Origin of the sequence: Nocardia sp. NBC_00403 (genome assembly GCF_036046055.1) — a bacterium.
GTDB lineage: Bacteria > Actinomycetota > Actinomycetes > Mycobacteriales > Mycobacteriaceae > Nocardia.
In genome coordinates, this window is sequence record NZ_CP107939.1 from 2,894,719 (window position 1) to 2,910,072 (window position 15,354).

Annotated in this window: 16 protein-coding genes; 4 read left to right on the top strand and 12 right to left on the bottom strand. The window is 65.4% G+C overall.

Going from position 1 to position 15,354, the window contains the following annotated elements:
- Positions 1–38 precede the first annotated feature (38 nt).
- The 3 genes from OHQ90_RS12755 to OHQ90_RS12765 all read right to left on the bottom strand — a co-directional run bounded on the left by OHQ90_RS12755 (position 39) and on the right by OHQ90_RS12765 (position 2,199).
- Entirely contained in the window at positions 39–1,202 is a 1,164-nt protein-coding gene (locus OHQ90_RS12755) for a PLP-dependent cysteine synthase family protein (protein ID WP_442941457.1), read from the bottom strand.
- 233 nt (positions 1,203–1,435) lie between these two features.
- Positions 1,436–1,852: a hypothetical protein gene (locus tag OHQ90_RS12760; RefSeq protein WP_328410296.1), complete on the bottom strand. Its 417-nt coding sequence runs from the start codon at positions 1,850–1,852 to the stop codon at positions 1,436–1,438.
- Positions 1,853–1,905: 53 nt separating this feature from the next.
- Positions 1,906–2,199: an excalibur calcium-binding domain-containing protein gene (locus tag OHQ90_RS12765; protein WP_328410298.1), complete on the bottom strand. Its 294-nt coding sequence runs from the start codon at positions 2,197–2,199 to the stop codon at positions 1,906–1,908.
- A gap of 238 nt (positions 2,200–2,437) precedes the next feature.
- Between OHQ90_RS12765 and OHQ90_RS12770 the strand changes: the two genes are divergently transcribed.
- Entirely contained in the window at positions 2,438–3,121 is a 684-nt protein-coding gene (locus OHQ90_RS12770) for a DUF4389 domain-containing protein (RefSeq protein WP_328410300.1), read from the top strand.
- Between the two features lie 32 nt (positions 3,122–3,153).
- Here OHQ90_RS12770 and OHQ90_RS12775 read toward each other — a convergent pair whose 3' ends face one another.
- From OHQ90_RS12775 to OHQ90_RS12785, 3 genes are read right to left on the bottom strand one after another with little or no spacing between them, the layout of a single operon-like run.
- Entirely contained in the window at positions 3,154–4,146 is a 993-nt protein-coding gene (locus OHQ90_RS12775; protein WP_328410302.1) for an ABC transporter ATP-binding protein, read from the bottom strand.
- 2 nt (positions 4,147–4,148) lie between these two features.
- Positions 4,149–4,982 carry an ABC transporter permease gene (locus OHQ90_RS12780; RefSeq protein ID WP_328410303.1) on the bottom strand — a complete coding sequence of 278 codons (834 nt, stop codon included), beginning with the start codon at positions 4,980–4,982 and terminating at the stop codon, positions 4,149–4,151.
- Positions 4,975–5,706, bottom strand: a complete 732-nt coding sequence (locus OHQ90_RS12785; protein ID WP_328410305.1) for an ABC transporter permease — start codon at positions 5,704–5,706, stop codon at positions 4,975–4,977. Before OHQ90_RS12785 ends, OHQ90_RS12780 begins: the two co-directional genes overlap by 8 nt.
- Positions 5,707–6,063: 357 nt before the next feature.
- Here OHQ90_RS12785 and ectB point away from each other — a divergent pair, with 357 nt between their 5' ends.
- Positions 6,064–7,305, top strand: coding sequence for a diaminobutyrate--2-oxoglutarate transaminase (gene ectB, locus OHQ90_RS12790; protein ID WP_328412797.1), 1,242 nt, complete (start codon positions 6,064–6,066; stop codon positions 7,303–7,305).
- A gap of 6 nt (positions 7,306–7,311) precedes the next feature.
- On the opposite strand, the gene OHQ90_RS12795 is transcribed toward ectB, so the two are convergent.
- Complete coding sequence (locus tag OHQ90_RS12795) at positions 7,312–8,814, bottom strand: alpha/beta fold hydrolase (RefSeq protein WP_328410307.1); 1,503 nt, start codon at positions 8,812–8,814, stop codon at positions 7,312–7,314.
- Positions 8,815–9,547: 733 nt separating this feature from the next.
- Between OHQ90_RS12795 and OHQ90_RS12800 the strand changes: the two genes are divergently transcribed.
- A complete protein-coding gene (locus OHQ90_RS12800) occupies positions 9,548–10,978 on the top strand; it encodes a lipase maturation factor family protein (RefSeq protein ID WP_328410309.1) in 1,431 nt (476 codons plus the stop codon).
- A 31-nt stretch (positions 10,979–11,009) separates the two neighbouring features.
- Here the strand turns inward: OHQ90_RS12800 and OHQ90_RS12805 are convergent, their stop codons facing one another.
- The 3 genes from OHQ90_RS12805 to OHQ90_RS12815 form a co-directional block, all read right to left on the bottom strand.
- Positions 11,010–11,888, bottom strand: a complete 879-nt coding sequence (locus OHQ90_RS12805; protein ID WP_328410311.1) for a TIGR03619 family F420-dependent LLM class oxidoreductase — start codon at positions 11,886–11,888, stop codon at positions 11,010–11,012.
- Positions 11,885–12,616, bottom strand: coding sequence for a hypothetical protein (locus OHQ90_RS12810; protein WP_328410313.1), 732 nt, complete (start codon positions 12,614–12,616; stop codon positions 11,885–11,887). Before OHQ90_RS12810 ends, OHQ90_RS12805 begins: the two co-directional genes overlap by 4 nt.
- A 254-nt stretch (positions 12,617–12,870) precedes the next feature.
- A complete protein-coding gene (locus OHQ90_RS12815) occupies positions 12,871–13,065 on the bottom strand; it encodes a hypothetical protein (RefSeq protein ID WP_328410315.1) in 195 nt (64 codons plus the stop codon).
- Here OHQ90_RS12815 and OHQ90_RS12820 point away from each other — a divergent pair.
- Entirely contained in the window at positions 13,055–13,945 is an 891-nt protein-coding gene (locus tag OHQ90_RS12820; protein WP_328410317.1) for an alpha/beta fold hydrolase, read from the top strand. The two genes, OHQ90_RS12815 and OHQ90_RS12820, sit on opposite strands and share 11 nt — an antisense overlap.
- Before the next feature lie 644 nt (positions 13,946–14,589).
- Here the strand turns inward: OHQ90_RS12820 and OHQ90_RS12825 are convergent.
- The gene (locus OHQ90_RS12825; protein ID WP_328410319.1) at positions 14,590–14,955 is read right to left on the bottom strand and encodes a hypothetical protein; all 366 of its coding nucleotides are present in this window, start codon (positions 14,953–14,955) and stop codon (positions 14,590–14,592) included.
- Complete coding sequence (locus tag OHQ90_RS12830; RefSeq protein ID WP_328410321.1) at positions 14,952–15,308, bottom strand: hypothetical protein; 357 nt, start codon at positions 15,306–15,308, stop codon at positions 14,952–14,954. The genes OHQ90_RS12825 and OHQ90_RS12830 overlap by 4 nt, the downstream gene beginning before the upstream one ends.
- Between the last annotated feature and the right edge of the window lie 46 nt (positions 15,309–15,354).

Sequence of the window (15,354 nt, forward strand, 5' to 3'; positions counted from 1 at the left end):
CGGCCGGTTGAAGGATCTGTAGGTGGCGTAAACGTTGGTCACCGGGTGACCTCCGGTGCTGCCTCGCCGGCCGGCGATGGTGCTGCCGCTGCGCTGTGCGACTGTGCGGCCGGATCGGCGCGTCTGCTCGGCTGCGGTGCCGTCGGATTGCCACGTCCTTCGCGATTGCGGGGATCGAGGACAGTGGTGCACCGGGTCCACGAGTCGACAACGGCCGCCGCCGGATGGGCGATGGTCGCCGGTTCGCTCGGCGCGGCGATGCCGAGCAGCCCGTTCGCACGGCAGTACTCGTCGTTGTACACGGTGTCGAAGTAGCGCAGCGGACCATCCGGGAAGACCGCGGCGATGCGCACGTCCCGGTCGCTGGTGCGGGCCAGCCAGCCTGCGACGAGCGCGACAGCGCCCACGCTCCAGCCGCCGCTCGCGTGATGCGTCGCGGCCAGCGTGCGGCACGCCCACACGGCCTCCGCCGGTGCGACCCAATGGATTTCGTCGAACGCCGGATAGTCGACATTGTCGGGATGAATACTGGAGCCGAGCCCGCGCATCAGCCGCTGACCCGCAGGCTGCCCGAATATGGTGGACGCGACGGTGTCGACGCCGATCAGCCGCAGGTGCGGGAAGTATCGGCGCAGCACCCGGGCGATGCCCGCGGAATGGCCGCCGGTGCCCACCGAGCACACCAGCGCATCGACCCGGCCCAGCTGCGCGACCAATTCCATGGCAAGTGGCGCGTAGGCATCCCGGTTGTCGGGGTTGCGGTATTGGTCGGGGCACCAGGCCCGCGGGTCCTCGGCGAGTAGTGCGGCCACCCGGTCACGCCGTGCCTGTTGCCAGCCTCCGGTCGGATGCGGTTCGGTGACCATCTCCACTTCGGTGCCGTAGGCGGCCAGCATGTGCCGCATCAGCGGTTCGAGGCCGGGATCGGTGACGAGGCGGACCGGATGCCGGTACTCCATGCCTGCCAGCGCCAGGCCCAAACCGAGTGTGCCGCTGGTGGATTCGATGATCGGTGCGCCCGGCGTCAGCTCACCGCGGGCGGTAGCGCGCGCCACCATGTGCAGGGCGGTGCGGTCCTTCATGCCGCCGGGGTTGGCGCCCTCCAACTTGGCCCAGAACCCGTGGCCGTCCGGTGTGTGTGCCGAATCGGTTGCGGGAGAGAGTGGTTCAGTGATCCAGAGGACGGGGGTATTGCCGACCATCGTGGCGGGGCGTTGGCAGCGATTCGCCGTCGTCAACAGGCTCGCCGGACTCGGCAGCGCGGCCGTGTCGGTCGGGAGAGCGGGCTCTAGCAGGTCGTGCGTGCGCACAGCCAGGTGCTGCATGGGAATCGTCGATTCTGTTCGGTCGCTGGTGGACAGCGAGCGGGGTGTGAGTGCGGGAAACGCACGAACACCGGCCGGGCCCCGGCAAGCTCCGGCCTGACGCTGGCCGATCAGATTCTGGCGATGCCGATTCGAAGGAGGATGTCTCTGCCTCGACAGGCAGGCAGCAGGGATGGCGGTGCGCGGAGCCCGCCGCCGAGGGCGGCGGGCAACGGCAGCGCGAATATCAGTGTTGCGGCGAGGACCAGCAGGCCGAGCATCGACGCCGCGCCGCGGGGCAGCGTGACGGCTATGACATCGTTGGAAAGATGCTGGTCCGGCGCGGCCGCGTGCTGATGACGATCGATCCGGAACTGGACCGGCGCAGGTGAGGCCACCGACGGATCGACCGATTCGATATGCGCGTGATTCGTGCTCGTCTGCGGGAAGAGGTGACATTCCGGCAGCGCCAGCGTCAGCGCCCAGAGGGTGAACGCGAAAGCGATCACCACCCGGGTTCCCGGGAAACGCACCGCGCTGAACGTCACGTTTCCCGATAGTACAAGCCGCGCCGCGGATGTCACGGGCTGATGTGTCGGTCTCAGCGGGTCGGGCGCACCGCGCAGGCGATTCCGTCCTCCGCGCCGTCGAGCTTGTCCAGCGTGATCGAGTAGCCCTTGTCGGTACGCCGCAGCGGCGGCTTGCCGATGGCCCACGCTTCGGTGCAGTCCTTGAACGGACGCTGTGGGGTGCTGGTGACGGTCGAGGTCGCGGCCGGTCGGGACGAGGTCGAGCTGCGGCGCTTCTTGCTCTTGCCGCAGCCGCTCATCGACAACACCAGCACGGCAACGAGCAACGCGCCGATTACGAGCACGAAAGGACGAGACTTACGCATTGGATTACCCCCGTGGTAATACGATTGGACAAACGCCGCCCAGTGTTTCGCGCCGTGGCGTCGTGGTGCAACGTGGCGTTGCCACGGGCGGGGACGGTGGGGTATGTGCACCCGGGTGGGGATTCGTTGGCGTGTCGGTATCCGAACGTAGCTTCGGAGCCTCTCCGGTACGGGACAATCAGGACATTCCGCAACCCGATGCGTTGCGTGTGTCGAAGCACCCGAAGGAGCGTCGATCATGGAACCCGAAAATCCTGTCGATCTGGGTAAGTCCGTCGAACCGGTACGTATCAGAGGAGATCTCGACCCAGCGCTGTCGCGCTGGATGTGGTTGGTCAAATGGATCCTGGCCATCCCGCATTACATCGTGCTGTTTTTCCTGCATATCGCATGGGCCGTTGTCACCGTTATCGCCTTCTTCGCGATCCTGTTCACCGGCAAGTATCCCCGTGGGCTGTTCGACTTCGGTGTCGGCGTGCTCCGCTGGAGCTGGCGGGTGGGGTTCTACGCTTGGTCACCGCTGGGCACCGACAAATATCCGCCGTTCAGCCTCCAGCCGAGCGCGGACTACGCGGCCGATATCGAGGTGGATTATCCGGAGCGACTGCATCGCGGTCTCGTTCTGGTGAAATGGTGGTTGCTTGCCATCCCGCACTTCCTGGTGGTCTCGGCATTCGTCGGTGGCGGATACCTGGCCTTCGGTGACGACTATGGCGTCTCCTGGGTCCCCCTGCTGCCGATTATCACGCTGATCGCGGTGGTGGCGCTGCTGTTCACCGCGGTCTATCCGAAGGGTCTGTTCGATTTCGCGATGGGAGTCAACAGGTGGGTGCTGCGGGTACAGGTGTACACCTCGCTGCTGCGTGACGAATATCCGCCTTTCCGGCTCGACCAAGGTGCGCGGGAGCCCGAAAACAACTGAACAGCACGGCAATAGAGCCGGGCATCGAGCGACTACCAGGTGGCGGATTCGTAGATCCGCCGGACCACGTCCTCGATGTCCGGCTCTTCGATGGAGAGGTCACGTACCACGGCACGATCCGACACCTCCGCGAGAAGTTGTGCAGCCGTGGTTCTTTCGGCATCGAAGGCCAACCGTTGGCGAATCCCGTCGCCTTCGCTGGTCAGGAGCTCGGCGCCGGGCAGATTATCGAGATCACCGGTCGGCTCGGCCAGGTCGACGGCGAGCACGCGTCGGGCGCCGACCCGGACCGCCAGTCCGTTCACCGATCCGTCGTAGACCAGGCTGCCGCGATCGACGACGAGAACCCGATCGCATAGTCGCTCGATATCGCCCATGTCGTGGGTGGTGAGCAGCAGTGTAGTGCCGCGGTCGGCCCGCTCGGCGCGGAGGAACTCGCGTAGCCGTTGCTTGGAGAGCACATCGAGTCCGATGGTCGGCTCGTCGAGGATCACCAGCTCGGGTGAGTGCAGCAGCGCCGCAGCGACCTCGGCCCGCATCCGCTGGCCGAGCGACAGCTGTCGCACCGGAGTGTCGAGCGTTTCGGCCATCTCGAGCTGTTCGACCAGTTCGTGCGTGCGTTTGTGCGCGACGTCGGGCTCCAGCCGGTGAATGGCGGCCAGGATCGAAAACGATTCGCGCAGTGGCAGATCCCACCAGAGCTGCGAACGCTGCCCGAACACCACCCCGATACGGGCGGCCAGATCGCGCCGCTGCCGGACGGGTTCCAGACCGCAGGTGCGTACGGTGCCCGCGGTGGGGACCAGGATGCCGGTCAGCATCTTGATGGTGGTCGATTTGCCCGCCCCGTTCGCCCCGATATAGCCGACCGCGGCGCCGCGGTCGATACGGAAGGTCATCCTGTCGACGGCAGTGAGTATTTCGCGGCGTCTTCGCCAGCGGTGCCCATTTTTGCGATACAGGATGAATTCGCGTGTCAGGCCTCTGATATCGATGATTGCTTCCGGTAATTCACTGTCCGCCATGCTTATCCGCCGCCTCCCTGATAGTGCCGAGTACCGATTCGCCACAAGCCGAGCGCGAGCAGCCATACCCATATCGCCGCTAGTGGGGTCAGCCAAGCCAGCCAGGCCGGCAGCAGCGGCGGTCCAGGCAGGTCGAGCAGTGCGATGGTGGGTAGATAGGCCGTGAACGAAACCGGGATGGCGAATCCGAACAACAGCTTCAGCGGGGTCGGAAACACCGACGCGGGTTGCATGGCGGCGAACGACCCGCCATAGGTGAAACTGTTGGTCAGTTCGGATCCGTCGATCAGGAAGAACTGTGCGCCGGCGGCGCACACGAACAGGCCGCCGAATACGGCGATACCACTGGTCAGTGTAGCCGCCAGGAGTGCCAATGTGTCAGGGCCCCAGCAGATATCGTTACGAATCAGGCCGAGGCCGAGCACGACGATCGCGACCGAGGCGCGGGCGAGGCGGCGCAGCGAGATATCACTGGTGATGAGCTGCAGCAGCAACGGCTGCGGACGTAGGTAGTAGGCGTCGATCGTGCCCATCCGGATGAGGACCGGCAGTGAATCCAGGTGGCCGAACAAGACCTGAGCCAGCGCGAAACTCGTATTGCTCAGCCCGAACAAGAGCAGCGCGCCGTCCAGGTCGAGGCCGCCGAGCACCCGGACATTGTGGAAGATGACCCACACCTCGGCAAACTCGACGAGCCCGATCAGGAAGGCGCTGAATACCTCACTGGCAAAGGACAATCGGTATGTTTGCTGAGCGCGGATCCGGGACGCGAGCACGGCCGCATACGGTGTGCACCAGGTGCCGGCGGGTGCGGGCACGAACGGCGGCTCAGCCACCTTGCACCTCCAGCCTGCGGCGCCCTGCCGCGAGCAACACCCGGCCCATCGCGCCGATCAGGAGCACCCAGAACACCTGTGTGGCAACGACCGTCACCGCATCGATGCCGGTGACCCGGCCCGACAGGATGTCGATCGGGGACTGCAGGATCGACGGAAACGGGGTGATATGCGCCATCGTGCGCAGCCAGCCCGGGAACATGTGCACCGGCACGAACAACCCGGCCAGAAACGTGCCGCAAATCTGGTACAGCACTCGCAGGCCACGTGTTTCCACTACCCAGAATCCGATCAGCCCGACCGCGAACAGGCACAGGAAAGACAACGCCACGGCAAGCAGCACGCTGAGCAACCCGAGCAGATAGGGAGCCGGCGTGTTCGGCATGGTCATTCCGAAGGTGAGCATGCCGACGAGCACGCTGGGCACGCCGCGCGGCAGGATGGTGGCCGCCGCCCGGCCGAGATCGGCAGCCAGATAACTGAATTGGACATCGACCGGTCGCAAGAAGTCGATCGCAATATCGCCATTCTTGACCCGGTCGACGAGTTCCAATGGCGGACCCATGAATTGGGTTGCGCCCAGCAGCCCCTGAGACAGCCAGACATAGGCGCCGATCGTGCCCTCGTCGTAACCGCCGAAGCCGTCCGAGGCGCGGACCGCGGCCATCATGACCGCGGCCCGGACGAATCCGAACACGCAGTTCGTGAAGAGCCCGGCGAACATCGCGAGTTTGTACTGTGACTGCCGCCGGAAACCTGCTCTAGCGAGGCGTACATACACCATAATCGCCCGCCGAAGGTGCACTGCTACGGCGAGCCAACCTTCCCCCTCCGCTCTGGCGTGCACAAACAGTCAACTCTAGAGGGGGCGAGCGGACGCGCGGAAGGTCTGCGCGCGATTTTTGGAAAAGTGCTGCGAACTCGGTGCGCCAGTGTTAGAAACACAGTCACTTCAGATCTGTCGTCGCCGCCACCCGACGGAGCTGCTCGTGCACGACAGGAAGGATCGTCGATGACTGTCACCGCTGCGCAGGTCGGTCCGACCGGCGACTGCTTACCGGTCGATCGAAACAACACCGAGATGACCGTTTTCGAGGAACTCGAGTCGAATGTCCGTGGGTACTGCCGGTCCTGGCCCACGGTGTTCGACACCGCGAGCGGGGCCTGGCTGCGCGACGAGAACGGCAAGGACTACCTGGACTTCTTCGCGGGCGCGGGGGCACTGAACTACGGCCACAACAATCCGGTCCTCAAGCGTGCCTTGATCGATTACCTGGTGGGCGACGGGATAACCCACGGGCTGGACATGTCTACGGTCGCCAAACGCCGACTGCTGGAAACCCTGCGCGACACCGTCTTCGCCCCGCGTGGCCTCGACTACAAGGTGCAGTTCCCCGGACCCACCGGTGCCAACGCGGTGGAGGCGGCACTGAAGCTGGCCCGCAAGGTCACCGGTCGGCAAACGATTCTCAACTTCACCAATGCTTTTCACGGAATGTCGCTCGGCGCGTTGTCGGTCACCGGCAATGCCGCGAAACGTGCAGGCGCAGGGGTGCCGTTGGTGCACGTGACACCGATGCCCTACGACGGCTACCTCGATGCGGCCGACGAACTGGGCTGGATGCGCCGCGCCCTCGACGATCCTTCCTCGGGCGTGGACCAACCCGCCGCGGTGATCGTGGAGACGGTGCAGGGCGAGGGTGGGGTCAATGTGGCACGCGCGGAATGGCTTCGGCAGCTCGCCGAACTGTGTGTGGCCCGCGGCGTCATGTTGATCGTCGACGACGTGCAGATGGGCTGCGGCCGCACCGGCCCGTTCTTCTCCTTCGAGGTCGCGGGCATTACCCCCGACATCGTCACCCTCTCGAAATCGATCGGCGGCTACGGCTTGCCGATGGCGCTGGTGCTGTTCAAACCGGAACTCGATCAATGGGCGCCCGGCGAGCACAACGGCACCTTTCGCGGCAACAACCCGGCCTTCGTCACGGCCAGGGTGGCACTGGAGCACTACTGGTCCGACGGTGCTCTGCAGAAAGCTGTGCTGGCCAAAGGGGAGCGCACAGCTCAGGCGCTGGTCGAGCTCGTCGCCCCCTTCCCCGGCCTCTCGACCCGCGGCCGCGGCCTGGTGCACGGCGTGGTGTTCGAAGACGCGTCGCACGCGGTCAAGGTATGCCAACTGGCTTTCGAGCGCGGCCTGCTTGTCGAAACCTCCGGCTCGGCCGACGAGGTTGTGAAACTCCTGCCGCCGTTGACCATCACCGACGACGAACTCGAACGCGGATTGGCGCTGCTCGTCGGGGCGGTCGAGGCGATCTGCGGCTGACCGGCGTCAGTCGAACGGGGACTTATCGATAGCGCAACCGGTGCGCTCCGGCGGCAGCAGGCCCGAGAACAGGTACTCGCGTTTGACCTGTTCGGCGCAGGTGCTCTGCACGTACATGCTGCTATGGCCCGCGCCCTCGATCACCACCACCTGTGCCGTGGCCAGTTCCGCGGCGCCCGCGTAGGCGCCACGCAACGGTGTCGCGGGATCCGATCTGCTGTTGAGCACGAGAATCGGTGCGGCGGTGCGGCGGTTCCACGGGCCGGTGTACCGGTCGGCGTCGTGGCCCTGCCAGAACGCGCAGGGGAGCGCGTCGAAGACACCGATGCGCCCGAAGTATTTCACTCGCTGGTCCTCCGAGGCCGCGGCGCGACTGTAGACGGCGGGATCGGTCGGGACGACGGAATCGCTGCACTGGATCGTGTAGAAGGCTTCGGTGCGATTGCCCAGGTAGGTGGCTTGTTGTGCAACCGGCCGCACGCCGGGGATAGCGGTGCCCGTATCGAACAACTTCTGCAGCAGTACGGCGAGGTCGGGGTAGTCCGACGGCTTGGATAGCTCGGCGGCGGCGTTGATGACCGCCGCGTAGTTCCATGTCTGACCGTCGACCTTGATAGGGGCCAGCCGCGCTCGCTCCGCGAGCACTGCCCACTTGAGCTTCGGGTCGCCGGAGGAGAAGGCACAGCGCGGCCCGGCGGCCGAACAATCTCGCAGGAATGCATCGAAGGTCGCGGCGATGCCGCCCGCGACATCCTGCCTGGTATCGAGCGGAACCGTCGGGCCTTCGCCGCCATGGCCGTTGGTGTTGCCCTCGAAGTCCATCGATCCGTCCAGCACCAACGCCCGCACTCGGCTCGGGAACATGTTCGAGTAGACCGCGCCGAGCTGGGTGCCGTACGAAATACCGTGATAGGTCAGTTGTGGATCGCCGACCGCGCGGCGCAGCAGGTCCAGGTCACGTGCGGTGTTGGCGGTCGAGGCATGATCGAGAATCGGGCCTGCCAGCTGCTTGCAACGATCGGCGAGCTCGGCGGAACTGGCGAAAAACGCTGCCTCGCCGCTCGCATCGGTGGGCATGTCCGGAAAGGACCCGAGGAACGCCTGTTGTTCGTCGATATCGCGAAAGCATCTCGCGGCCGCGCTGCGCGCCACCGATCGCGAGTCCCAGGAGACGATGTCGAACCGAGCCCGCAGCTCATCGGAGAACAGCCACGGCCACCGCGCCCGCTCCCGCAGCCGGTCGACGCCGGACGGGCCCGGTCCACCGAAGTTGACGAACAGGGTTCCGATCCGTCGGCTCGGATCCGCGGCGGGCAATTTGATCGTCGCCAGCTCGATCTGTTCGCCGTTCGGCAGGTTGTAGTCCAGTGGAACCTGTGCGGAGGCGCACTGGAATCCGTCCTGGCAGTCCGACCATGACAGTGTCGGAGTGGCCGCTGCTTCGGCGAGACGATCGAGGTAGGGATCCGCTCCGTCATCCGCCGATGCCACGGCGGGGACACCGAACATGCTCGCTCCGAGGGCGAGCGCAGTCAGGGCAGCCCGGATTCGGTGAGACCTGTTGCGTGCCAAGCGTGAAGCCAATCCGACGCCTCCCTGCGCACAGCCAATCGAGTCGGCTGGATCCTTCCAGCTCCTCGAGCTCAAATGTTCCCACTCATGGAAAGTCTTGTCCGGGAACGCAATTGCGGCAGCAATGGTTCCAGGCGATCGGACTCCGGTCGCAAACCAGAAGGGGCACCTGGCAATCGGAAAGGGCTGACACCGATGACGTTCACGACTTTGCAAGGCCGGTTCTGGCCGCCACAGACTGTACAGGATTGCCGATGGTGGCCCAGCTGGGCTGCTGACGTTCGTTTCGCAGGGGCTCTCGCCGCCTGCCGGACGGTCAGTCGGCGATGGGCAGGGTTCGACCGGGGGAGGCTGGTTCAGCTGATGTCGAGTACCACTGCATGGCTGTCCGGTTTGCATGCGTGGAATGGGCTGCCTTCGAAGGGGCGGGAGAAAGCCTCATCGACCTACTTCCCGATGCTGTTATGGATCGGTGTCGGGTAGGCAGTACCGAGTACCGATGAGCTCGCCGATCCACGGCATGGGCCTCGCCCTGCGCTGAGTTTGCCCGCCCGGTTCCCGGGTACCGCCCAGGTATGACACCAGTCGGTGATCTACCGTGTACAGCCGCCGCGTCGGGTTTGCCGGATTCGATCTCGGTGGTGCTGGAGGCGGTGTGGGGGAGCGGGCAATGATGTCCTTCACCGAATCCGAGTACTGGTTGGGCAGGCTGGTCTTCCAGCACGGCCTGGGCGTCATCTATCTGATCGCTTTCCTGGCGGCCGCGCGGCAATTCCGAGCGCTGATCGGTGAGCGGGGGATGCTGCCGGTGCCGCGGTTCGTGCGCCTGGTCTCGTTTCGCCTGGCCCCCAGCATCTTTCAGTTCTACTACTCGGATCGGTTCTTCGCCGTCGTCGCCTGGTCCGGCGTCGTGCTGTCGGCCGCGATCGTGGCCGGAGCGCTTGATCTCGTGCCGCTGTGGGCGGCGATGCTGCTGTGGGCGGTGCTGTGGGTGCTGTATCTGTCGATCGTCAATGTGGGGCAGGCGTGGTACGCGTTCGGATGGGAGTCGCTGCTGCTGGAGGCCGGGTTCCTCGCGATCTTCCTCGGCAATGATCAGGTGGCGCCGCCGGTGCTTGTGCTGTGGCTGGCGCGATGGCTGTTGTTCCGGGTGGAGTTCGGCGCGGGACTGATAAAGCTGCGCGGGGATTCCTGCTGGCGGGATCTGACCTGCCTGTACTACCACCACGAGACCCAGCCGATGCCCGGTCCACTGAGCTGGTTCTTCCACCATCTGCCCAAGCCGATGCATCGAGTGGAGGTAGCGGCCAACCACTTCGCTCAACTCGTCGTGCCCTTCGGGCTGTTCGCACCCCAGCCGGTAGCGAGTGTGGCGGCGGCGTTCCTCATCGTCACCCAGCTGTGGCTGGTGCTGTCCGGAAACTTCGCCTGGCTGAACTGGGTGACGATTCTGCTGGCCGCCACCGCGATCGATGGATCGTCGGCCGCGGCCGTGCTGCCCGTGCCGGACGCGCCGTCATTGCCCGGCGCACCACAGTGGTTCGCCGGTCTGGTGATCGCGTTCACCGTCGCGGTGGTGGTCCTGAGCTACTGGCCCGCGCGCAATCTGATCTCCCGGCATCAACGAATGAACACGTCCTTCAATCCTTTTCGCCTGGTCAATGCTTACGGGGCCTTCGGAAGTATCGGCCGTATCCGCGAGGAGGTGGTGTTCGAGGGCACCGAAGACGCGGAGATCACCGAGCGGACGCGGTGGCGGGAGTACGAGTTCAAAGGCAAGCCGGGTGATCCGCGCCGATTGCCGAGGCAATGGGCCCCCTACCATTTGCGGTTGGATTGGCTGATGTGGTTCGCCGCGATCTCGCCGATGTACGCCCGCGGCTGGCTGTTCGCCTTCGTCGAGCGACTGTTGCGAAACGACCCCGCCACACTGCGACTGCTGCGCCGGTGCCCCTTCCCCGACGCTCCGCCGCGGTTCGTGCGGGCGCGGATTTACGTGTACCGATACACAACCCGCGACGAGTTGCGGCGCGAACGACAATGGTGGCATCGCGAGCTGGTCGGCGAGTACCTTCCACCGATGACGACCACGGCCACCTGACGCGGAGCCCGTCGGCAGCGCCGCGCGCGGATCATCGTGGTGAGTTGGCGATAATGGTCTCCGCGTATTGCTCCAGCCGGTCGATTTTTGCGGCCAGCGGCTCGACGTCGAGTCCGTGCCGGTAGGAGGGGCGGAACCCGACGATGACATCGGTAACGCCCCGATCCTCCAGCCGTTTCACCCCATCGAGGGAGTAGGCATCGGGTGCGACGACGTGGATTTCGAATGGAGACCTCGGATCATCACGCTCGCTACGCAGTTCATCGACCCGGTCGAGTAGCCGGGTCAGCTCCGCATCGTCGCCGCCCGCGTGCATCCACCCGTCGCCGAGCCGCACGGCCCGGCGCAATGCCGCATCGCTGTGCCCGCCGACCAGGATCGGCAGTGGCTCGGTCGGCGTGGGCGTCAGCTTGATCCGCTGGATGTCGTAGAACTCGCCGTGGAACTCGAAGTAGCCGCCCGCGCACAGCCCGCGGATGATCTGCACGCATTCGTCCATCCGCTTGCCGCGGCGTTCGAACGGGACGCCCATGATCGCGAAGTCCTCTGGCCACGGACTGATTCCGACGCCGAGCCCGAATCGATTGCCGCTCAAACAGGCCAGCGAACCGGCCTGTTTGGCGACCAGCACCGGCGGCCGGATTGCCAGCTTGAGCACGAACGGCAGCACCCGAAGCGTTGTGGTCGCGGCTGCCAAAGCCGACGACAGCACCAAGGCCTCGACGAACGGTTTGTCCTCTAGGAATTCGCGATTACCGTCGCGGGAGTACGGGTAGGTCGAGTCGGACTCGGCCGGATAGGCGATGCTGTCGGCCACAGACATGCTGGTGAACCCGGCCGCCTCGGCGGCCCGCGCCAGCGGCACATAATGTGCCGGATCGGTCATCGCCTGCGAGTAGGTGAATCTCATGCGTCGGTGTTCTTCTGTACCGCAGCGGGATTCGTCACAACGAACGGGTTTCGGACCGGATATCTGCTCACCGACACGGTATCGAGGTTGCGATCGGCCCCGATCCGCGCGACCGACGCCATCATCCGCCCGACCCGATCCTGGAACTCGGCCGCGTCCCGGGCGCCGTACCAGCCCATCGGATCGGTGAGCGCCGCGGCCGGAAACTGTTCCTCGACAATGGCATCGATGACCGGCGCGTCCGGCGTGATCGCCCGGACCACTACGTTCTGCGTATAGCCGAACGTCGATTGCGTCTCGACCGCCACCGCGGTGTGCTGCCCCTGCCAGCGGCTCAGCCATTCCTCCGGCGTGAGCTCGGCGGGCCTGCGCAGGAATGCCAGGTTTCCGAAGCCTTCGGTCCGCGCCGGGATCGAATCGTCCAGCCGTAGCGGCACCGACTCGGTCACCAGATAGCCGTGCACCGCGGCAGAGACCTCGCCGAGGGTGTCCGCCGCCTGGACGCCGTAGCTCTGCTCGACCCAGACCGTGACGACCGCGGCGATCGGCGGATCCATCGTTGCGTAGCGCATCAGCGCGCCGTGCACCGCAGCATCGCGGACGTAGACGGTGACACCCGCCGCCCCGAGTTCGACGAGACGGTCGGCCACGGTGGTGCGCAGTGCGGTACACCACGACTCGGTGGCATCACTATCGGTATGCCGCAGGACGAAGACCAGTTTCTCCACCTCGCCGAAAGTACGGTGGCGGGCCCGGCTGCGGGAGGGAATTGCCCGGTCACCGGGACCGGTTCGGTGCAGCCGTCCCGCTCAACCGCGGCGCCGGCACGCAGATTTTCGGCCAGGGCTCGAGCCGGTCGAAATTCGCGCCCACGCCGGCCCATCGTGCCAGGAAGAAATGGATGCTCGACCGATGTGCCGCCGCTGCGTTCATGGGCACCGCTGCCGCACAGTGAGTCACTGTGTGCTGAATCACATTTCACCTAACCGGTGCAGCGATGAAGTTCGAACACGACCGCCGTCATTGCTGATGACACTTCAGTGGCGATGGCCGAATGGTCATCGGAGGAAAGGCGCCGGATATGGAAAGCATCATGACTCCAGCGGGCGTAGCACTCACCGGCATCGCGGCATAAACCCCGGCCATAAATAGCAAAGGCAATCTCCATGAAAATCACGAAGCCGTTCTGCGCCATGGCCGCTGTGGCCGCGCTGCTCATCACCGGATGCGGTACCGAAGAGAGCCAAACTGCCTCGAGCCCCACCACTTCGGCGGCCGCGCCCGACCGTGCGAGTGCCGACGGAAAAGGCTTCTACGCCCCGATCAACGGCCTCCAGCTCTACTATGAGGTGCACGGCGCGGGCCGGCCCCTCGTGCTGTTGCACGGCGGCCTCGGCACCGCTGATACCACCTTCGTCGCCCTGCTGCCCGAACTCGCCAAGACCAGGAAGGTCATCACGGTCGACCTGCAGGCGCACGGGCATACCGGCGATATCGATCGCCCCCTGCGCTTCGAGCTGATGGCCGACGACATCTCCGGTCTGATCACCCATCTCGGCCTCGGGAAGGCCGACGTGCTCGGCTACTCGCTGGGCGGCGGCGTCGCCCTGCAACTGGCCGGCCGCCACCCGGAACTGGTCGGCCGGCAGGTCGTCATCTCGGCGCCGTTCCGCAGTGACGGATGGACGCCGGAGGGGCAGGCGGGCATGGCGGCGTTGAACCCCGACACCATGCTGGAGACCCCCATCCACGCGCTCTACACCGCCACCGCCCCGAATCCGGCCGACTGGTCGGCGCTGGTCACCAAGACCAGACAACTCCTTACCGAGAGCTATGACTGGACCGCGCAGGTCGCGGCGATCAGGGTGCCGACGCTGCTGGTGCTGGCCGAATCCGACGTCGTCCGCCCACAGCATGCCGAGGAACTCGGTGCTCTGCTCGGCGGCGCTCGCATGGTAGTCGCGCCGGGCACAACCCATTACGACATGATGTACCGCGCAGACCTGCTGCTCCCGGCGATCACACCCTTCCTGGAACAGGCCACGACTCCGAAATAGGCGACCGATCGCCCGTCGTCCGGCGATGGGGCGCGGCCGATCATCGGGGTGTCCCGTCGAGCCGCGAAATCTGTTCCCTCGCACTCGATCAGCAATTTTTGGAGCACTTCGATGCGAGGCATCTATATCGGCTTGTTCGGGACGGTCGGCCGGCGCACCTCGAGGAACGGATCATCCGGTAGGAGGTCCTCGCGGACGAGGTACTTGCAGAACTGCTGGACGCTGCGGTAGCCGCAGCTGGCTACGCCGGGTGACTGGGCGGCCGGCACCGCGAGTGGCGGGTGTGTTCCACCCGGTAGCAGGGCCTATGCGTCTGATATCCGTAGGTGTTTAAGCATTGTGCGCTTCGGGTATTCCCGCTGTGGCCTGCAGTTTATGCAGGTCACAGCGGGTTTTGCGCCCCCGGCAGGAATCGAACCTGCGACCTAGGGATTAGCAGACCCTACGTCTGATCGACTCCGAACGATTCGCATCCGCGCTGCACCGCGCCCATATTCGGCCGCTGTAAGGGCCTAACGGTTCTGGGCGGTTCTTATCGGTTCCGACGCGTATCCGTTGAATAAACGATGGCCCACTGGGCGAAGCAAAAGACGCTCGTACCAACGTGGTACGAGCGTCTTTGCGTCCAACTGTGGCCCCTAGGGCTACGGCTGTTCGGTGTCGATGACCGAGGTCGCTTCGATGTTGATCGCGGCGGCCGGAAGCTCCACGGACAGGACATCCCCTCCAGAGTTGGCGGCAGCGTTGATTTCCTCCGTCCAACCCTCGTTGTCGACGGTGGCGAGTCCGCCGTCTTTGGACTGCATGATTCCCCGCGGGCGATCGGTGTCCGCGTCCTCGATGAACCCGACAGCTGCGGCCAATCGCAGGCAGTCCTCCGGTGTACAGGTTCCGCGCTCGGAGTGGATCTTCACGATCCCCCACGCGCGCTCGATGTCGAGGGTGTGGGGAACGCGGTCGCAGCGGTCCATAGCGCGCGCCTGCTCCCGAGAGAGCTCCGGAGTGTTCATCGCTCGACCCTCGCGTCGGGGACAGCATGGCCTGCGTCGACGAGCGTCCAGAACGCCGAGTGCTTCGCGGCACACAAGTCGGTGCCGCAATCGCGATGCTGCTGCATGGCGATGTGCGCCTGCTCGGGCGTGTATGGATCGCTCGGTGCCCGGTGCGACGGCTCCAGCTGCCAGGAGTCGGTGCGCAGCGAGCCTTCGGCGGCGACCCGCTCGAGGATGTCCACCGAGTGGACGGCCCCCTCTGGAACCGCGGTGTCTCTGTCGAGCAGCCACGGCAGTAGGTAGCGGACGGCCAGCCACAGCAGGGCTATGGCCGCGGCCACGAACAAGAGGGCGATGGACTGAGCTGGCATGGGCGTGCCGCCTTGGGGTGTGTCGTGCGCGTCGGAAGGGAAGACC